Annotated in this window: 16 protein-coding genes and 2 tRNA genes; 1 reads left to right on the plus strand and 17 read right to left on the minus strand. The window is 71.1% G+C overall.

Annotation, left to right across the window (positions count from 1 at the left end; all coding sequences use genetic code 11):
- Positions 1 to 84 precede the first annotated feature (84 nt).
- The 9 genes from RH94_RS06525 to RH94_RS41195 all read right to left on the minus strand — a co-directional run bounded on the left by RH94_RS06525 (position 85) and on the right by RH94_RS41195 (position 5,396).
- Positions 85 to 157: transfer RNA gene (locus RH94_RS06525), tRNA-Ala, on the minus strand.
- 170 nt (positions 158 to 327) lie between these two features.
- Entirely contained in the window at positions 328 to 561 is a 234-nt protein-coding gene (locus tag RH94_RS06530) for a hypothetical protein (protein WP_073946689.1), read from the minus strand.
- Positions 562 to 1,037: 476 nt separating this feature from the next.
- Positions 1,038 to 1,110, minus strand: a tRNA-Ala gene (locus tag RH94_RS06535).
- Between the two features lie 118 nt (positions 1,111 to 1,228).
- Positions 1,229 to 1,900: a histidine phosphatase family protein gene (locus RH94_RS06540; protein ID WP_107428638.1), complete on the minus strand. Its 672-nt coding sequence runs from the start codon at positions 1,898 to 1,900 to the stop codon at positions 1,229 to 1,231.
- A complete protein-coding gene (gene rsfS / locus RH94_RS06545) occupies positions 1,897 to 2,343 on the minus strand; it encodes a ribosome silencing factor (RefSeq protein WP_073946691.1) in 447 nt (148 codons plus the stop codon). Before rsfS ends, RH94_RS06540 begins: the two co-directional genes overlap by 4 nt.
- 77 nt (positions 2,344 to 2,420) lie before the next feature.
- Entirely contained in the window at positions 2,421 to 4,199 is a 1,779-nt protein-coding gene (locus tag RH94_RS06550; RefSeq protein ID WP_073946692.1) for a LytR C-terminal domain-containing protein, read from the minus strand.
- Positions 4,200 to 4,215: 16 nt separating this feature from the next.
- Positions 4,216 to 4,890, minus strand: coding sequence for a nicotinate-nucleotide adenylyltransferase (nadD, locus tag RH94_RS06555; RefSeq protein ID WP_073946693.1), 675 nt, complete (start codon positions 4,888 to 4,890; stop codon positions 4,216 to 4,218).
- Positions 4,891 to 4,954: 64 nt separating this feature from the next.
- Entirely contained in the window at positions 4,955 to 5,110 is a 156-nt protein-coding gene (locus tag RH94_RS41190; protein WP_199880883.1) for a hypothetical protein, read from the minus strand.
- Positions 5,111 to 5,237: 127 nt separating this feature from the next.
- Complete coding sequence (locus RH94_RS41195; protein WP_199880884.1) at positions 5,238 to 5,396, minus strand: hypothetical protein; 159 nt, start codon at positions 5,394 to 5,396, stop codon at positions 5,238 to 5,240.
- 89 nt (positions 5,397 to 5,485) lie between these two features.
- Here RH94_RS41195 and RH94_RS06560 point away from each other — a divergent pair, with 89 nt between their 5' ends.
- Positions 5,486 to 6,607, plus strand: a complete 1,122-nt coding sequence (locus tag RH94_RS06560; protein ID WP_234425572.1) for a M48 family metallopeptidase — start codon at positions 5,486 to 5,488, stop codon at positions 6,605 to 6,607.
- A 25-nt stretch (positions 6,608 to 6,632) separates the two neighbouring features.
- Here RH94_RS06560 and RH94_RS06565 read toward each other — a convergent pair whose 3' ends face one another.
- The 8 genes from RH94_RS06565 to RH94_RS06600 all read right to left on the minus strand — a co-directional run.
- Positions 6,633 to 7,703 carry an SCO2583 family membrane protein gene (locus tag RH94_RS06565; RefSeq protein ID WP_073946694.1) on the minus strand — a complete coding sequence of 357 codons (1,071 nt, stop codon included), beginning with the start codon at positions 7,701 to 7,703 and terminating at the stop codon, positions 6,633 to 6,635.
- Positions 7,704 to 7,802: 99 nt separating this feature from the next.
- Complete coding sequence (locus RH94_RS06570) at positions 7,803 to 8,384, minus strand: SCO2584 family spore wall biosynthesis protein (protein ID WP_456154163.1); 582 nt, start codon at positions 8,382 to 8,384, stop codon at positions 7,803 to 7,805.
- A 90-nt stretch (positions 8,385 to 8,474) separates the two neighbouring features.
- Positions 8,475 to 9,761, minus strand: a complete 1,287-nt coding sequence (locus RH94_RS06575) for a glutamate-5-semialdehyde dehydrogenase (protein ID WP_073946696.1) — start codon at positions 9,759 to 9,761, stop codon at positions 8,475 to 8,477.
- 83 nt (positions 9,762 to 9,844) lie between these two features.
- Positions 9,845 to 10,273, minus strand: a complete 429-nt coding sequence (locus RH94_RS06580; RefSeq protein ID WP_073946697.1) for a hypothetical protein — start codon at positions 10,271 to 10,273, stop codon at positions 9,845 to 9,847.
- Positions 10,274 to 10,456: 183 nt separating this feature from the next.
- Positions 10,457 to 11,584 carry a glutamate 5-kinase gene (proB, locus tag RH94_RS06585; RefSeq protein WP_073946698.1) on the minus strand — a complete coding sequence of 376 codons (1,128 nt, stop codon included), beginning with the start codon at positions 11,582 to 11,584 and terminating at the stop codon, positions 10,457 to 10,459.
- A 183-nt stretch (positions 11,585 to 11,767) separates the two neighbouring features.
- Positions 11,768 to 12,862, minus strand: coding sequence for a phospholipase D-like domain-containing protein (locus RH94_RS06590; protein ID WP_073946699.1), 1,095 nt, complete (start codon positions 12,860 to 12,862; stop codon positions 11,768 to 11,770).
- 198 nt (positions 12,863 to 13,060) lie between these two features.
- Positions 13,061 to 14,029: a UDP-glucose 4-epimerase GalE gene (gene galE, locus RH94_RS06595; protein WP_073946700.1), complete on the minus strand. Its 969-nt coding sequence runs from the start codon at positions 14,027 to 14,029 to the stop codon at positions 13,061 to 13,063.
- Between the two features lie 7 nt (positions 14,030 to 14,036).
- A partial coding sequence (locus tag RH94_RS06600; RefSeq protein WP_073946701.1) for a CDP-glycerol glycerophosphotransferase family protein occupies positions 14,037 to 15,166 on the minus strand: 1,130 nt, incomplete at its 5' end.

Here is a 15,166-nt window from a genome sequence, read left to right on the forward strand (position 1 = left end):
GCCGTTTTGCGTTGCCGCCGTCCGTTCATCCGGGCATACGCCGAGGGCGGGTCATCCGTCCGGATGACCCGCCCTCACTTCTTGTGGAGCTAAGGAGAATTGAACTCCTGACCTCCTGCATGCCATGCAGGCGCTCTACCAACTGAGCTATAGCCCCTTGCTGCCACGCGGCGGAGCCGCATGTCGTTCGTGTCGCCCGGTTTCCCCGGCGGCGACGCCAACATTACACGGTCCGGGGGGTGGAACACCAAATCGGTTTCCGCTCCGCCCGGCGCGAGCCGACACGGGCCTGCACCGACCGGCACGGGACCGGCGGAACGGCCGGCGTCAGGCCGTCACGAAGGAGTAGAACCGCTTGAGGGTGCAGTGCTCCTCCAGGAGCCGGCCGTAGATCGGCTCGCCCTCCAGCTCGCGGTAGGTCTCGATCGGGTCGCCCTTTATGATCAGCGCCCGCGCGCACTCCTCGCACCAGTACTGGTAGTCGAGGTTGATCGGCTCCATGTCGCGGACGATCGGGGTGCCGCCGCCGCACCAGTCGCACTTTCTCCTGTGTGCACCCATGGGTCAGCTCCAGCTGTGGCCGCAGGTCGTGCACACGTACGAGATCCCCCCGTTGTCGCCGAGGACTTGGGCCACATGGAGGGAACCGCAGGAAGGACACACGAGGCGGGTGATCGTATCTCGTATCAACGCCGCACCGAGGAGGTGACCGACCTCCTCGAGGATGCTCGCAGGCATCGCCACTCCCTCCCGTCGGGCCGCGCCCCCTCCGGCCGTTTGATTCTGCCACGGCCGGGCCAATGCGGTCAGCGACGCCTCGGTACCAGTCCGGCCACGACACCCGCCGCGACCGTCCCGGCCGGCGCGTACGCGCACTCCGAGAGCGTCTTCGAAGAGGTATACGCCTCCGGGCCCCAAGTGACTCAAGCCGGTTCGGGAACAGTGTGCGGAACGCAGAGGATCCCGCCCCTGGGGGGCGGGATCCTCGCGATCGATCTTCGACAACTCGACAGAGCGTCGAGCGGTTCTCCGGACTGTGGAGCTAAGGAGAATTGAACTCCTGACCTCCTGCATGCCATGCAGGCGCTCTACCAACTGAGCTATAGCCCCTTGCTGCCACGCGGCGGAGCCGCATGGTCTCTCGCCCCGCTCGGCGGGGCGAACAAGAAGAACTTTAGCCTGCGACCTGCCGGAAAGCGAAATCCGGGTCGCGTGCGGCGGGAGCGGCTCAGTCGTCGTCGCCGAGGACGGGCTCGGGCAGCGTGCCGGCGTTGTGCTCCAGCAGCCGCCAGCCCCGGGCGCCCGCGCCGAGGACGGACCAGCAGCAGTTGGACAGGCCGCCCAGGCTCTCCCAGTGGCGGGGCTCCAGCCCGAGCAGGCGCCCGATCGTGGTGCGGATGGTGCCGCCGTGGCTGACCACCACGAGCGTGCCGTCCTCGGGCAGCTTCTCCACGTGCCGCAGCACCACGGGGGCGGCGCGGTCGGCGACCTCGGTCTCCAGTTCGCCGCCGCCGCGGCGCACCGGCTCGCCGCGCTTCCACGCGGCGTACTCCTCGCCGTGGCGGTCGATGATCTCCTCGTGCGTCAGGCCCTGCCAGACGCCCGCGTAGGTCTCGCGCAGTGCCTCGTCCCGGGCGACCTCCAGGCCGGTGAGCGCGGCCAGCTCGGCGGCCGTGCGCGCGGCGCGCTTCAGGTCGGAGGAGACGATCGCGTCGGGCCCGAGGGAGGCCAGCAGCCGGGCGGCGCGGCGGGCCTGGCCGACGCCGGTCTCGGTCAGCTCGACGTCCGTGCTGCCCTGGAAGCGGCGCTCCACGTTCCAGGAGGTCTGGCCGTGCCGCCACAGGATGACGCGGCGGCCCCGGCCCGGCGTCCTGCCGGCCCCCTCACCGGCGCCGCTCACCAGCGGTCACCGGCCGGCTCCGCCGACTCCCCGGCGGTCTGCTGCCGGGCGTGCTCCTCGGCCCGGCCCCGGCTGGCCTTGGCATCGGCGGGCAGCTCGAGCTCGGGGCAGTCCTTCCACAGCCGCTCCAGGGCGTAGAAGACGCGCTCCTCACTGTGCTGGACGTGGACGACGATGTCGACGTAGTCGAGCAGGACCCAGCGGGCCTCGCGGTCGCCCTCGCGGCGCACCGGCTTGGCGCCGAGTTCCTTCAGCAGTCGCTCCTCGATCTCGTCGACGATCGACTTGACCTGGCGGTCGTTGGGCGCGGACGCCAGCAGGAAGGCGTCCGTGATCGACAGCACGTCGCTGACGTCGTAGGCGATGATGTCGTGCGCGAGCTTGTCGGCCGCCGCCTGGGCGGCGGTGTTGATGAGCTCGAGAGAACGGTCGGTCGCGGTCACTACAGGGCTTTCCGTCGGCGGTCACTTGACACCAAGGGTCTCACGGACCGCCGACGGAGCCCCACGTGCTCAAGGGATCACTGGGCCGACGAGGGCCTGTAGTCCTGGCCGAGGACGACCGAGACGTCGGCGCTGGAGGTCACCGTGCCCTTCGTCACCGCGGTGGTGGGCAGCCCCAGGGTCTTGGCGACCTCGGTGGCCTTCTCCTTGCCGGCGGCGTCGGAGTACACGACCGTGGACGTCGTCTGGACGGCGGAGGCGGTGCCGCCCTCCAGGAAGGTGAAGCCGCCGTTGAGGAGGACGACGCGGGCCTTCTCGGTGTTGTCCCTGGTGCCGGAGGCGTTCTGCACGGAGACACGGACGGCCGAGGACTGGTCGGGGCTCTTCACGGCGCCGCCCAGGATGTCCTTGACCACGCTCTCGCCGGTCTGCGCGCTCAGCGTGCCGTCGGCCTGCACCGGCAGCAGCTCCGTCCGGTAGTCGCCGCCCTTGGCGAGCTCGGCGAGCTCCGCGAGGAAGGTGCCCAGGTCGCTGTCGGTGAGCGAGGGGTCGAGGATCTGCTGCAGCGTCCGCACCGTCGTGGTCGCGCTCGAGGCGTCGGAGGACACCTTGCGCAGCACGCTCTGCATCACCTGGCCGAACCGCTCCAGCTGGGCGTCCTGCTCCTCGCCGGAGGCCCGGTAGGTGGCGTAGGCGACGGCCGTCTTCCCGCTGAGGGTCTGGCCCTTGCCCTTGCGGACCAGGGGCGCGGTGCCCTTCTTCTTGGCGTCCGGGTCGGGTACGTCGGCGTTGGTGTCGACGTCGACGTTGCCGACCAGGTCGACGAGGTTCTGCAGGTAGGGGGTGTCCAGGCGCCAGGTGCCCTGGATGCTGGTGCCGAGGACCGTGTCGAGCTGTTCGCGGGTACCCGAGGAACCGTCGTCCTGGACCGACTTGGCGAGGGTCGTGGTGCTGCCGTCGTCGGCCGTCAGGGCGAGGGAGTTGGGCAGCAGCACGGTGGCGCCCTGTTGGGTGGTGGCGTTGTCGACGAGCAGCGCCGTGGAGGTGCCGCCCTTGTCGGTGTTGTGCAGGTGGACGACGATCACGTCGCGCTTCTGGGCGCCGGCGGTGGTCGCGGTGCCGGCCTTGGCGCCGGACGACGACAGGCCGGGCAGCTTGCCGGCGTACCAGAGGTAGCCGACGCCGCCCGCCGCGACCAGCGCGAGAACGACGGTCAGGGCGATGAGGCGGCTGCGGGCCCGGCGGCGGGCCTCCTCGCGGCGCTCGGTGCGGTTCTCGGTGAACTTCATCCAGTCGATGACGTCTTCGGAGTCGTCCGTCGGCTCCTCGACGAAGGCGAACTGCTCGGTGCGGTACTCCGGCTCGTCCGTGGCGTCCCGGCCCGGTCCCCGCTCCGCCCGGTCGGCGTCGGCGGGGCCGGCCTGCTGCGGGATGTGGGCGGTCTGCTCGGCGACCCGGGGCTGCGGCCCGCTGGTCGCGGTCCGGCCGTAGGGGTCGTAGGAACCCTGGGAGGCCTGGTGGGCGTGGGAGTCGTACGACCCGTAGGGGTCGTGGGAGGCGTGGGGGTCGTACGGGTCGTAGGAGGAGGGGGCGGGTGCCTGCCGGCCCGTGGGGTGGCCGCCGTCCTGACCGGCGCCGTCGTGACCGGCGCCGTAGGAGGAGGGACCCGGCTGTCGCTGGTCGCCCGTCGCGTACGGGTCGTAGCCGTAGCCGTAGCCCTGCTGCCCGTACGCGTCGTAGGTCTGCTGCGGAGTCTGCTGCGCTGGGACCTGCCGGTAGACAGGCCGGCCGTACTCGTCGTAGCCGACGAGCTCGTAACCGTCGCCCCCGTACCCAGCGTCGTATCGATCGTTCACCGGTGCCCCTCTCGGCTCACTCGCCGCGGTACAGCTCGCGTTTGTCGATGTAGCGCACCACGCCGTCCGGCACCAGGTACCAGACCGGTTCGCCCTTGGCGACCCTGGCCCGGCAGTCCGTGGAGGAGATGGCGAGGGCGGGGACCTCGACGAGCGAGACACCGCCCTCGGGAAGGCCGGGGTCGGTCAGGTGGTGGCCGGGCCGGGTGACGCCGATGAAGTGCGCGAGGGAGAACAGTTCCTCGGAGTCCCGCCAGGTGAGGATCTGGCCGAGCGCGTCGGCTCCGGTGATGAAGAACAGGTCCGTGTCGGGGTTGAGGGCGCGCAGGTCGCGCAGGGTGTCCACGGTGTAGGTGGGGCCGCCGCGGTCGATGTCGATACGGCTCACGGAGAACTGCGGGTTCTCGGCGGTCGCGATGACCGTCATCAGATAGCGGTCCTCGGCCGGGGAGACGTGGCGGTGGGTCTTCTGCCAGGGCTGGCCGGTGGGGACGAACACCACCTCGTCCAGGTGGAACTGCGCGGCGACCTCGCTGGCCGCCACGAGGTGCCCGTGGTGGATCGGGTCGAACGTTCCGCCCATGACGCCCAGGCGGCGCTTGCCCGACTCCACGGGGCCGCCGCCGGGCCCGCGTTCGGGGCGTTTCACCGTGTCACTCGCCGGACCGGTAGGCATGTCCTGCTCTCCCATGCGGCAGACCCTACCGGCCCGGCCTGAGGACTCCTCCGGGCAGATCCCGGGGACGGGCCGGGACTCAGCGGTCCCGGTTGAAACGGGTGGTGATCCACAGCAGGAGCAGCAGGACGAAGAGCGCACCGCCGCCGGTGAGGGCGGGGTCGAGGCTCTCGTGGCCACCGCCCCCGCCCTCGGCGAGGTTGACCAACTGGGCAGCGGAACTGGGGAAGCTCATCTTCGGCAGAACCTATCCGGGTGTGGGCGGGCAAGGATGTCGGCTCATCGTAAGCGGCCGCCTCCGCAGCGCTCACGCCGACTCCGTCATTGCCGGCACGGCCGGCGCCGGGAACCTTCCCGCGGGCTCAGTCGTCGTTCCGTTTGTAGCCGCGGAGGAGGAACCAGCCGGTGAGGACGCAGCCCAGGACCATGACGATCAGTACGACGCGGAGCAGGTAGCCGCCCCCCTCGTGCCGGGCGGCGGCCTCGGCGAGCCGGGCGGCCGCGGAGTAGTGCTGCTCCATGGCATGGACTCCTTCGTGGTACTGCCCCTTCACGGTATCTCCGCCTAGGCTGGGCGCTGCTTCGGGGGCGCACAGGGAGACTCACAGACATGGGGGACCACATGTCCGACGACGGCCACGAGCAGGGCGGGCACGAGCACGTGCCGGGCCGGCAGCGCACGCGCTTCCCGGGGATCTCCTCGCGGGCGTACGAGCATCCGGCCGACCGCTCGGCCCTGGTCGCTCTGCGCAGGCTGAGCGGCTTCGACACGGTGTTCAAGGCCCTCAGCGGCCTGCTGCCCGAGCGCAGCCTCAGACTGCTGTTCCTGTCCGACTCGGTGCGCGTCTCGGACCAGCAGTTCACGCATCTGAACGTCATGCTGCGGGACGCCTGCTACATCCTGGACCTGGAGAAGGTCCCGCCGATGTACGTCAGCCAGGACCCCCGGCCCAACGCGATGTGCATCGGCCTGGACGAGCCGATCATCGTCGTCACCACCGGCCTGGTCGAGCTGCTCGACGAGGAGGAGATGCGGGCGGTCATCGGCCACGAGGTGGGCCACGCCCTGTCCGGCCACGCGGTGTACCGCACGATCCTGCTGTTCCTGACGAGCCTGGCCGTGCGGGTCGCCTGGATCCCGCTGGGCAACCTGGCGATCATGGCGATCGTCACGGCGCTGCGCGAGTGGTTCCGCAAGTCGGAGCTGTCGGCCGACCGGGCCGGCCTGCTGGTCGGACAGGACCTGCGGGCGTCCATGCGCGGCCTGATGAAGATAGCGGGCGGCAACCACCTGCACGAGATGAACGTGGACGCGTTCCTCGCGCAGGCCGAGGAGTACGAGTCCGGGGGCGACCTGCGCGACTCCGTGCTGAAGATCCTCAACGTGCTGCCCCGCAGCCACCCCTTCACCACCGTGCGGGCGGCCGAGCTGAAGAAGTGGGCCGAGTCCCGCGAGCACCAGCGGATCATGGACGGCCACTACCCGCGCCGCACCGAGGACAAGGACACCTCGGTCGGCGACTCCTTCCGCGAGTCGGCGGCGCACTACGCCAACCACGTCAAGAACTCCAAGGACCCGCTGATGAAGCTGGTCAGCGACCTGGCGGGCGGCGCCGGCGACCTGGGCGACCGGGTGCGGCGCGGCTTCAGCGGCTTCACCGGCCCGGCCCCGTCCGACAACCGTCCGAAGGACCAGCCGCCCTCCGGCACCCCGCCGCGCGACGAGGAGTGATCCGGGCGCTCTCCGTCCGGTGGCGTCACACCCGCGGCTGGGCGCTCGGCGCCAGGGTTCCGCACAGGGCCGTGGCGTTGTCCGTGGCGTAGGGGTCCGTGCCGGCCGGGCCGCCCGCCTTGGCGGTCTGGCCGGCCAGCAGCGGCCGGAAGTGGCCCGTGGGGTCCTCGGCGCAGGACAGCGGGCCGGCCTGGACGTAGGAGACGACCAGCTGGACCTGGTGCAGCCGCAGGTCGTCGTGGGTGAAGCGGAACTGCAGCTCGCGCCGGACGGTGAACAGCGAGGCCGGCGCCCCGGCGGCGGAGCCGGCCGGCTTCAGCGCGTAGACGGCGGTGTGGTCGGCGCTGACCTCGAGGGTGATGGCGTCGGTCTCGGCGGCCTGCAGGCTGCCCCGCACCCGGATCCGGCGGTCGGCCAGCTCCACCCGGGCCGGGTCGAAGCGGACCAGCCAGCCGGTGGGCGCGTGCCGTCCGTCGGCGGCGGGGGCGTCGACGCTCTGGTCGAACTGATCGAGCTGGCCGGGGTCGAGCAGGGCCCGCACGGGGTGGGTCCGGCCGCCGGTGAGCACCTCCGGGTGGAGGGAGGAGGCGACGACGTAGTCCTTGGCGGTGGACAGGGCGGCGACGATCTGGCTGTCGGAGAAGTGCGCGGTGCGCCGGACGGCGGGCAGCGGGATGCCCTCGGCGCCGACGTCGAACCGGGCGGCCGGGCTGTGCGCGTACAGGAACTCGGGGTCGGCGGCCCCGGGCACCTTGCCCCGCGGGGCGAGCGGGATCACGGTCGTCCGCAGCGGGTCGACCGGTCGCTGCGCCTGTGCGGCCTGGTAGGGGTGCCGTACGCCCAGGTAGATCGCGGTGCCGAAGGCGAGGGCGATCAGCAGGGCGAGCACCAGCGCCTGCCGGGACAGTCCGCGGCGCAGCGGCGGGCGGCGGCGCACGGCGGGGGTGTGGTCGGTCATCCGCTCCTGCGCGGAGTACTCCTGGAGGCGGGCAGCGCGGACGAACGACTCGTCGAAGACGACGGATCGGTATTCGTCCTCCCCACCTCCCGGGACGCCCTCGGGTGTCCCCTCGGGTGGGTCTCCAGGCCCTCCCATATCTTCAGGGTGGGTCTCCGGAAGCCCCGGTAAACGCTCTGCCGCGCGACAAGTTCTGACAGGTTCCCACCAAGAAGCGACCCGGGCGGAGGCCCGGTGTCAGGGGGTGCGCGGGACCGCGGGGACGGGCGGCTGGGAGTAGTCGGCGGATGCGGAGGGCACTGCCGCGCCGCCCTGTTCCAGGCCCGTGGAGGCGGGCGGCGGGACCTGGTCGCGGCTGCCTGAGGAACCGCCCCGGTAGACCGCCGCGAAGGCCAGCGCCACCATGCCGATGCCCATGACGAGGGCGAGCACCCAGGCGACGGGGCGGTGCCAGCGGATCTGTTTGCCGGAGGGCCGCGACATGCCGTAGCGGCCTTCGAGGACGTCGAGGTCGTCGGGGTCGTCCAGGTCGTCGGGGTGCCGGTCGTGGCCGAGGCCGCGGCCGTCGGAGCCGTACCCGTCCTCGTAGTGCTCGCCCCTGGCGTGCGCGCGGCGGGCCTCGGCCTCGGTGGCCTCGGCTCTGGCCTGGGCCGCGGCCAGGAGGCGTTCGACGGCGGTCGGCTCGTGGATCACGGCCGCCCGTACGAAGGCCTCGTCGAAGACCACGGAGGCGAACTCTTCGTCCGACACCCCGCGGTCGTGGTCGTCGTCGGGCTCCCAGCCGTCAGGGAACGGCGTGCCCCCCACGTCCTCCGGCACGGGTCCAGAGTAGACCTGGGGGGTCAATTTGGGCAGACGGTATGGAAATTCATCCGCCTGCCGAGACGTCTTTCCGCCACTCCGGGACCGTCAGCCCCGGATGTGCCCGTCGCCCGTGAGGATGTACTTCGTGCTGGTCAGCTCCGGCAGCCCCATGGGGCCGCGGGCGTGCAGTTTCTGCGTGGAGATGCCGATCTCCGCGCCGAAGCCGAACTGGCCGCCGTCGGTGAAGCGGGTGGAGGCGTTGACGGCGACGGTCGTGGAGTCGACCAACCGGGTGAAGCGGCGGGCGGCCTGCTGCGAGGTGGTGACGATCGCCTCGGTGTGTCCGGAGCTCCACAGCCGGATGTGCTCGACGGCCTTGTCCAGCGAGTCGACCACGGCGGCGGCGATGTCGTAGGACAGGTACTCGGTCTCCCAGTCCTCCGGGCCGGCCTCGACGACGGTGGCCCGCGAGTCCTTGGCGTAGGCCATGACCCGCTCGTCGGCGTGCACGGTCACCCCGGCGTCGGCGAGCGCGTCCAGGGCGCGCGGCAGGAACTCGGCGGCGATGTCCTGGTGGACCAGCAGCGTCTCGGCGGCGTTGCAGACGCTGGGCCGCTGCGCCTTGGAGTTGATCAGGATGTCGACGGCCGTGTCGACGTCGGCCTGCGCGTCGACGTAGACGTGGCAGTTGCCGGTGCCGGTCTCGATCACCGGGACGGTGGACTCGTTCACCACGGTCCGGATCAGCGAGGCGCCGCCGCGCGGGATCAGCACGTCGACCAGGCCGCGGGCGCGCATCAGCTCGCGCACGCTCTCGCGGCTCTCGCCGGGCACGAGCTGTACGGCGTCGGCGGGCAGCCCCGCCCCGCCCACGGCGTCGCGGATGACCCGGACCAGGGCGGTGTTCGACTCGTAGGCGGAGGCCGAGCCGCGCAGCAGCACCGCGTTGCCCGACTTCAGGCAGAGGGCGGCGGCGTCCGCGGTGACGTTGGGGCGGGCCTCGTAGATGATCCCGACCACGCCGAGCGGGACGCGGACCTGGCGCAGGTCGAGCCCGTTCGGGAGCGTGCTGCCGCGCACCACCTCGCCGACCGGGTCGGGCAGCGCCGCCACGTCGCGCACGTCGGAGGCGATGGCGCGCACCCGCTCCGGGGTGAGCGTGAGCCGGTCGACGAGGGAGTCGCTCGTACCGGCCTCACGGGCCTTGGCGACGTCCTTGGCGTTGGCCTCGACGATTTCGGCCGTGCGGACCTCCAGGGCGTCCGCGACGGCCAGCAGCGCGTCGTCCTTCGTCACACGCGGCAGCGGCGCGAGGTCGGCGGCGGCGGCCTTGGCCCGGTAGGCGGCCTGGGTGACCGGGGACATCGAGTCGTACGGCGAGAGCGTGGTCATGCAGGGAAGGGTAGTGCGCCGCACGGGCCGTCCATCGGCCGTCCCACAGCGCGAGACGGGGTCGAGGCGGGGTCGGGGCGGGATCAGAAGGGGTGGACGCCCACCGGTGTCGCGGGCCGCGGGCCGTGGCCCTCGGCGAGTCGCTGGTGGTAGGTCTCGCGGTCGATGACCTCCAGGCCGACGATCTCCCAGGGCGGCAGCTTGGCGCTGTGCCGGTGCTCACCCCACAGGCGCAGGGCGACGGCGGCCGCGTCGTGCAGGTCGCGGGCCTCCTCCCAGTAGCGGATCTCGGCGTGGTCGCGCGCGTAGCGGCTGGTCAGCAGGAAGGGGTGGTCGTGGGCGAGCTGTTCCAGGCCGCGCCGCACCTCCTGCAGCGGAGCCTCCTCGCCGGAGACGCTGAGGGTGACGTGCCACAGCCGGGGCAGGTCGGGCGGCTCCCCGCAGCCGGCTCCGGCCGCCACGCTCGTCAGACCACCGCGGGACACCGCCGCCCCGGGGCGCACTCGTCTCACGACGGCCCTCCTTCACGTCTCTCTCGTCTCGCCGGCTCTCGCTCGTGCTGCTCGTGCTGCTCGTGCCGAATGTGTCGCCGAATGTGTCCTCGAGACAAAGTGGAGCAGGCCGCGGCGCTCCGTGGGGCGGTTTTACGGAACGTCCCCACCGTCGGGCCCCCCGGTGCCGGACGTTTCGGCCCATTACGGCCGCAGGATCACCAGGTCGTCCCTGTGTACGACCTCGCGTTCGTACGCCGGTCCCAGTTCACGGGCGAGTTCGCGGGTCGATCGACCGATCAGCCGGGGGATCTCCCTGGCGTCGAAGTTGACCAGCCCGCGGGCGACCGCGCACCCGGTCGCGTCGCGCAGCTCGACCGGGTCACCGGCGGTGAACTCGCCCTCCACCGCGGCGATTCCGGCGGGCAGCAGCGACTTGCGGCGCTCCACGACCGCGTGGACGGCGCCGTCGTCGAGGGTGAGCGAGCCCTGGGGGGCGGAGGCGTGCTGCAGCCACAGCAGCCGGTCGGCGGAGCGCTTGCCGGTGGGGTGGAAGTAGGTGCCGGTGTCCCCGCCGGACAGGGCGTCGGCCGCGTGGACGGCGCTGGTGAGCACCACGGGGATGCCGGCGGCGGCCGCGATCCGGGCCGCCTCGACCTTGGTGACCATGCCGCCGGTGCCGACGCCGGCCTTGCCGGCGCTGCCGATCTCGACGCCGGCCAGGTCCTCGGGCCCCCGTACCTCGGCTATCCGGGAGGTGCCGGGCCGGCTCGGGTCGCCGTCGTAGACGCCGTCCACGTCGGACAGCAGCACCAGCAGGTCGGCGTGGACCAGGTGGGCGACGAGGGCGGCGAGCCGGTCGTTGTCGCCGAAGCGGATCTCGTCGGTGGCGACGGTGTCGTTCTCGTTGACGACCGGCAGGGCGCCCATCGCCAGCAGCTTGTCCAGGGTGCGGGAGGCGTTGCGGTGGTGGGCGCGGCGGCTGGTGTCGTCGCTGGTCAGCAGGACCTGGCCGACGCGGATGCCGTAGCGGGCGAAGGAGGCGGTGTAGCGGGCCACGAGCAGGCCCTGGCCCACGCTGGCCGCGGCCTGCTGGCGGGCGAGGTCGCGGGGGCGGCGGCGCAGGCCCAGCGGGGCGAGTCCGGCGGCGATGGCGCCGGAGGAGACGAGGACGATCTCCTTCTCTCCCCCGCTGCGCATCTTGCCGAGAACGTCGACGAGCGCGTCCACGCGGTCGGCGTCCAGTCCCCCCGACGCGGTGGTCAGCGACGAGGAGCCCACCTTGACGACGATCCTCCGGGCCTCCTGCGCGGCCTGCCTTGCCCCTGCCACCTTGCTGCCTGTCCCCTCGCGTAGGTCGGACTGCCCCGCCCGAATCTACGCGAAGGGGGTCGTGCGCCGCGCATCGGTCCAAGCTGCGGACAGCAGGGGGGCCGTGTCCGACTTCCGCGGCCGAGGGTCAGGCGCGCGGTTCAGGTCCTGCGGGGAGCGCCCGGGTGCGGGGCCGGGCCGTCATCAGGGAGCGGTCGCAACGGCGAACATGCTCTCGAAGTTCTGACGGTAGGCCTCGTGCGGCCCCGCCCCTTCCAGCCTGAGCATCGCCTCGTCGTTGTCGCGCAGCGACGACTCGTCCAGATTGTGCGATCCGGTGAAGGTCCACTTCGTGCCCTTGTGCCCGGCGTAGTCGCCCTCGATCAGCAGGTACTTCGAGTGGACGAGGTACCCGTCGGTGCTCAGCCGGCGCAGAGCGATGTTCTTGTGCCCGGAGAGCTTGCCGACGTCATTGCTCTCGTTGTAGACGATGCGTACGGAGCACCCCTGATCGGCCAACGACCTGAGCTTCTGGGCGACCGCGTCCCTGTGCAGGGCGAAGGCCGCCACCCGCACCGTGGCGCCCGGAGCGCACGAGAGATTGTCGAGGATGCTCACCACGACGTCCCCGGTCTTCTGCGGGAAGAAGTAATACTTCTCGGTGCCCACCTTTTCGCTCTTGAAGTAGTTGTCGTTCTTCTTCATCGCCGCCAAGTCGTTGAAGTAATCACGGTAGGCGGTGTAGAGCGCGGTGTTCGCTACGACCGTATAGGCGTTGTTCCAGTACTTCTCCGTGTTGAGAGAGGTCTGATTCGCGGAGGTCTGGATCACCACGTCCTCCGCCTCTCCCGCATTCCCGATGCGCGAGAAGGTGAAGAACTTGTTGTGGTTGATCATGGTGCTGCGGCCCGTGGCGACGCAGGCGGCCCCTGTCGTGCAGATATGCACCCACGAGTCCTGGGACTTGTCGGTACCCAGCGCCGAGACAAGGTTCTGGGTGGGCGCGGCCGACTTGAATTTGGCGTCCAGGACCACCCGTACGGCGACGCCGCGCCGGTGGGCGGCGACGAGAGCGTCCGTGTAGTCCTGGTCGTTCAGCGCGTAGAGCGCGGACCGGATCATCCGGCCGCTCTGCGTGTTGTCGATCGCGGTGATGATGTGGTCCTTCACCGCGTTCTTCTGCGCTGTCGAGCCCTTGGGGTTGTTGAACACCGCGCCGGTGCTGATCGGCGCGGCCTGCTGGGCCGCCGTGGCGGGGGTGGCGGGCAGGAGAACGGCACCGGCGAGCACGGCTGACATGGTCAGGCGCCTCAGCCCGTGTACGGACGTGGAAATGGCGACGAACCTCGCTTCCTTGCAAGGAGACGGAAACACGGAACGGGAACACACCCGTGCCCGCTGTGCTTTCCAGCGGGCACGGGCCGTACGGGATCGCCGAACGGCAGCCGGAGCACGGCGGGCACGGCGGCCGGGCGGATTCCTCCGGCTCGGAACGGATCACCGATGGCGGTGCCGCCACCCCTGCCAGGCCGACTCGATCATCTCGTCCAGACCGTGTCGGGCCGACCACCCCAGTTCGTCGCGGATGCGGTCCGCCGCGGCCACGACGCGGGCCGGGTCGCCGGCACGGCGGTCCGTCACTTCGGGGATCACGTCTTCGTTGCCGGTGGTCTTGAGGATGCGGTCGACCATCTCCCGCACCGAACTTCCCTCGCCACGGCCGACGTTCAGTGTGAGGGCCGTGCCGCACGGGGCCTCTTCGAGACACCGTGCCGCCGCGAGGTGGGCGGAGGCGATGTCCCGCACATGGATGTAGTCGCGGACACAGGTGCCGTCGGGCGTGGCGTAGTCGTCGCCGAAGATCCGTGGCGCCTCGCCGGCCTCCAGGCGTTCGAAGACCATCGGGATGAGGTTGAACACGCCGGAGTCGGACAGCTCCGGGGACGCGGCACCGGCGACGTTGAAGTACCGCAGGGACGCGCTGCGGATGCCGTGGGCCCGGGCGGCGGCGTTGATCAGCCACTCACCGATGAGCTTGCTCTCGCCGTACGGGCTCATCGGGGAGCACTCGGTCTCCTCGGTGACCAGGTCGACGTCCGGCATGCCGTAGACGGCCGCCGAGGAGGAGAAGACCAGCCGCTCGACACCGGTCGCGGTCATCGTCTCCAGCAGGGTCTGCAGGCCGGTGACGTTCTCCCGGTAGTAGTACAGCGGGCGTTCCACGGACTCGCCGACCTGCTTCTTGCCGGCGATGTGCACGACGCCGGTCACGCCGTGCTCGCGGATCGCCGCCTCCAGCCGGGGCCGGTCGAGCACGCTGCCGACCACCATGGGCACCCCGGCGGGCACCCGGTCCCGGCTGCCGGTCGACAGGTCGTCGTAGACCATGACCTCCCGGCCGCCCTCGGTCATCGCGCGCACGACATGTGCCCCGATGAAACCGGCGCCGCCCGTGATCATCCACATGCTTGGGTCATCCCCTTCCGTCGCGCCGCTCGTCCAGACCGTCGATGGCCCGGAAGACACGTGCGCAGTTCTCCGTGTCGCGCTGGCCGAAGAAGTCCTCGACGCGCTGAGCGTACGGCTCGCCGACCGAGAAGCCGCGGTCGATCGCCGCGACGATCTCGTCGACGGCGCCCTCCACCGTCCGGCACACCGGCCCGAACCCGTCGCGGGTCAGGTCGTAGTAGCCGCGGCGGTAGTGCCGACCGTAGAAGTCGTCCTCGTCGAAGGGCACGTAGACGAGGGGCTTGCCCATGTAGGCCACGTCGAAGAAGACGGACGAGTAGTCGGTGACGAGGAGCGAGCACTCCTTCATCGCCTCCTGCACACCGCGCTTGGCCTGGTCCGCGACGGTGATGTTGGGGTGGTCGACCTTGAAGTGGCGCAGGTGCGGACGGATCTCGTAGTGCGGGTAGAACTCCAGCCGCACGCCGGAGCGTTCCAGCGCGGCCCGCAGCCGCTCGTCCTCCAGCAGCCGGGAGAAGAACCGGAAGTACTCCGAGGCCGGGAACTGGACGCGCGGCCGGAGCCTGCGGTTGTACGACGGCACCACGATGTCGCGTCGCCACGTCGGCATGAGCAGCACGGTGGGCTGCCCCTCGACGGGCCGCAGCTTGTCGAACCGGGGGAAGCCCAGGGCCTGGACCTCGTCGGGGCGGTAGCCCATCTCCTCGCGGATGTAGGCGGCCTCGTCCTCGGACGCGGCCACGAACAGGTCGACGCTCGTGGACTGCCGGTGCGCGGACTGCGAGACGTCGTTGTACGTCACGCCGTGCTGCAGGAACACCCGGCGGTACTTCAGCAGGTCGCCGTAGATGCGCAGGTAGTTGAGCTTGCCCATGCTGGGCGGCGCGAGGTACGCCTCCAGGTCGTACGGCGATATCACCCGGGCGGCGTTGAGCAGGTAGAGCCGGTGCTTGAGCGAGCCGAGCGCGAGGACGTTGCCGCAGTCCTGGACCTTCGCGCGATCGGCCGCCTTCGCGTCGATGACGTAGTAGACGTTGCGGCGGGGGTGGTTCTGACGCATCCACCGGAAGAAGTGGTGGCCGTTGTCCTGCGCGGTGTCGTGGCGCTCGCCGACGATCCAGATGTCGCGGCGGG

Source organism: Streptomyces kebangsaanensis, assembly GCF_001906585.1.
GTDB classification, from domain to species: Bacteria; Actinomycetota; Actinomycetes; order Streptomycetales; family Streptomycetaceae; genus Streptomyces; species Streptomyces kebangsaanensis.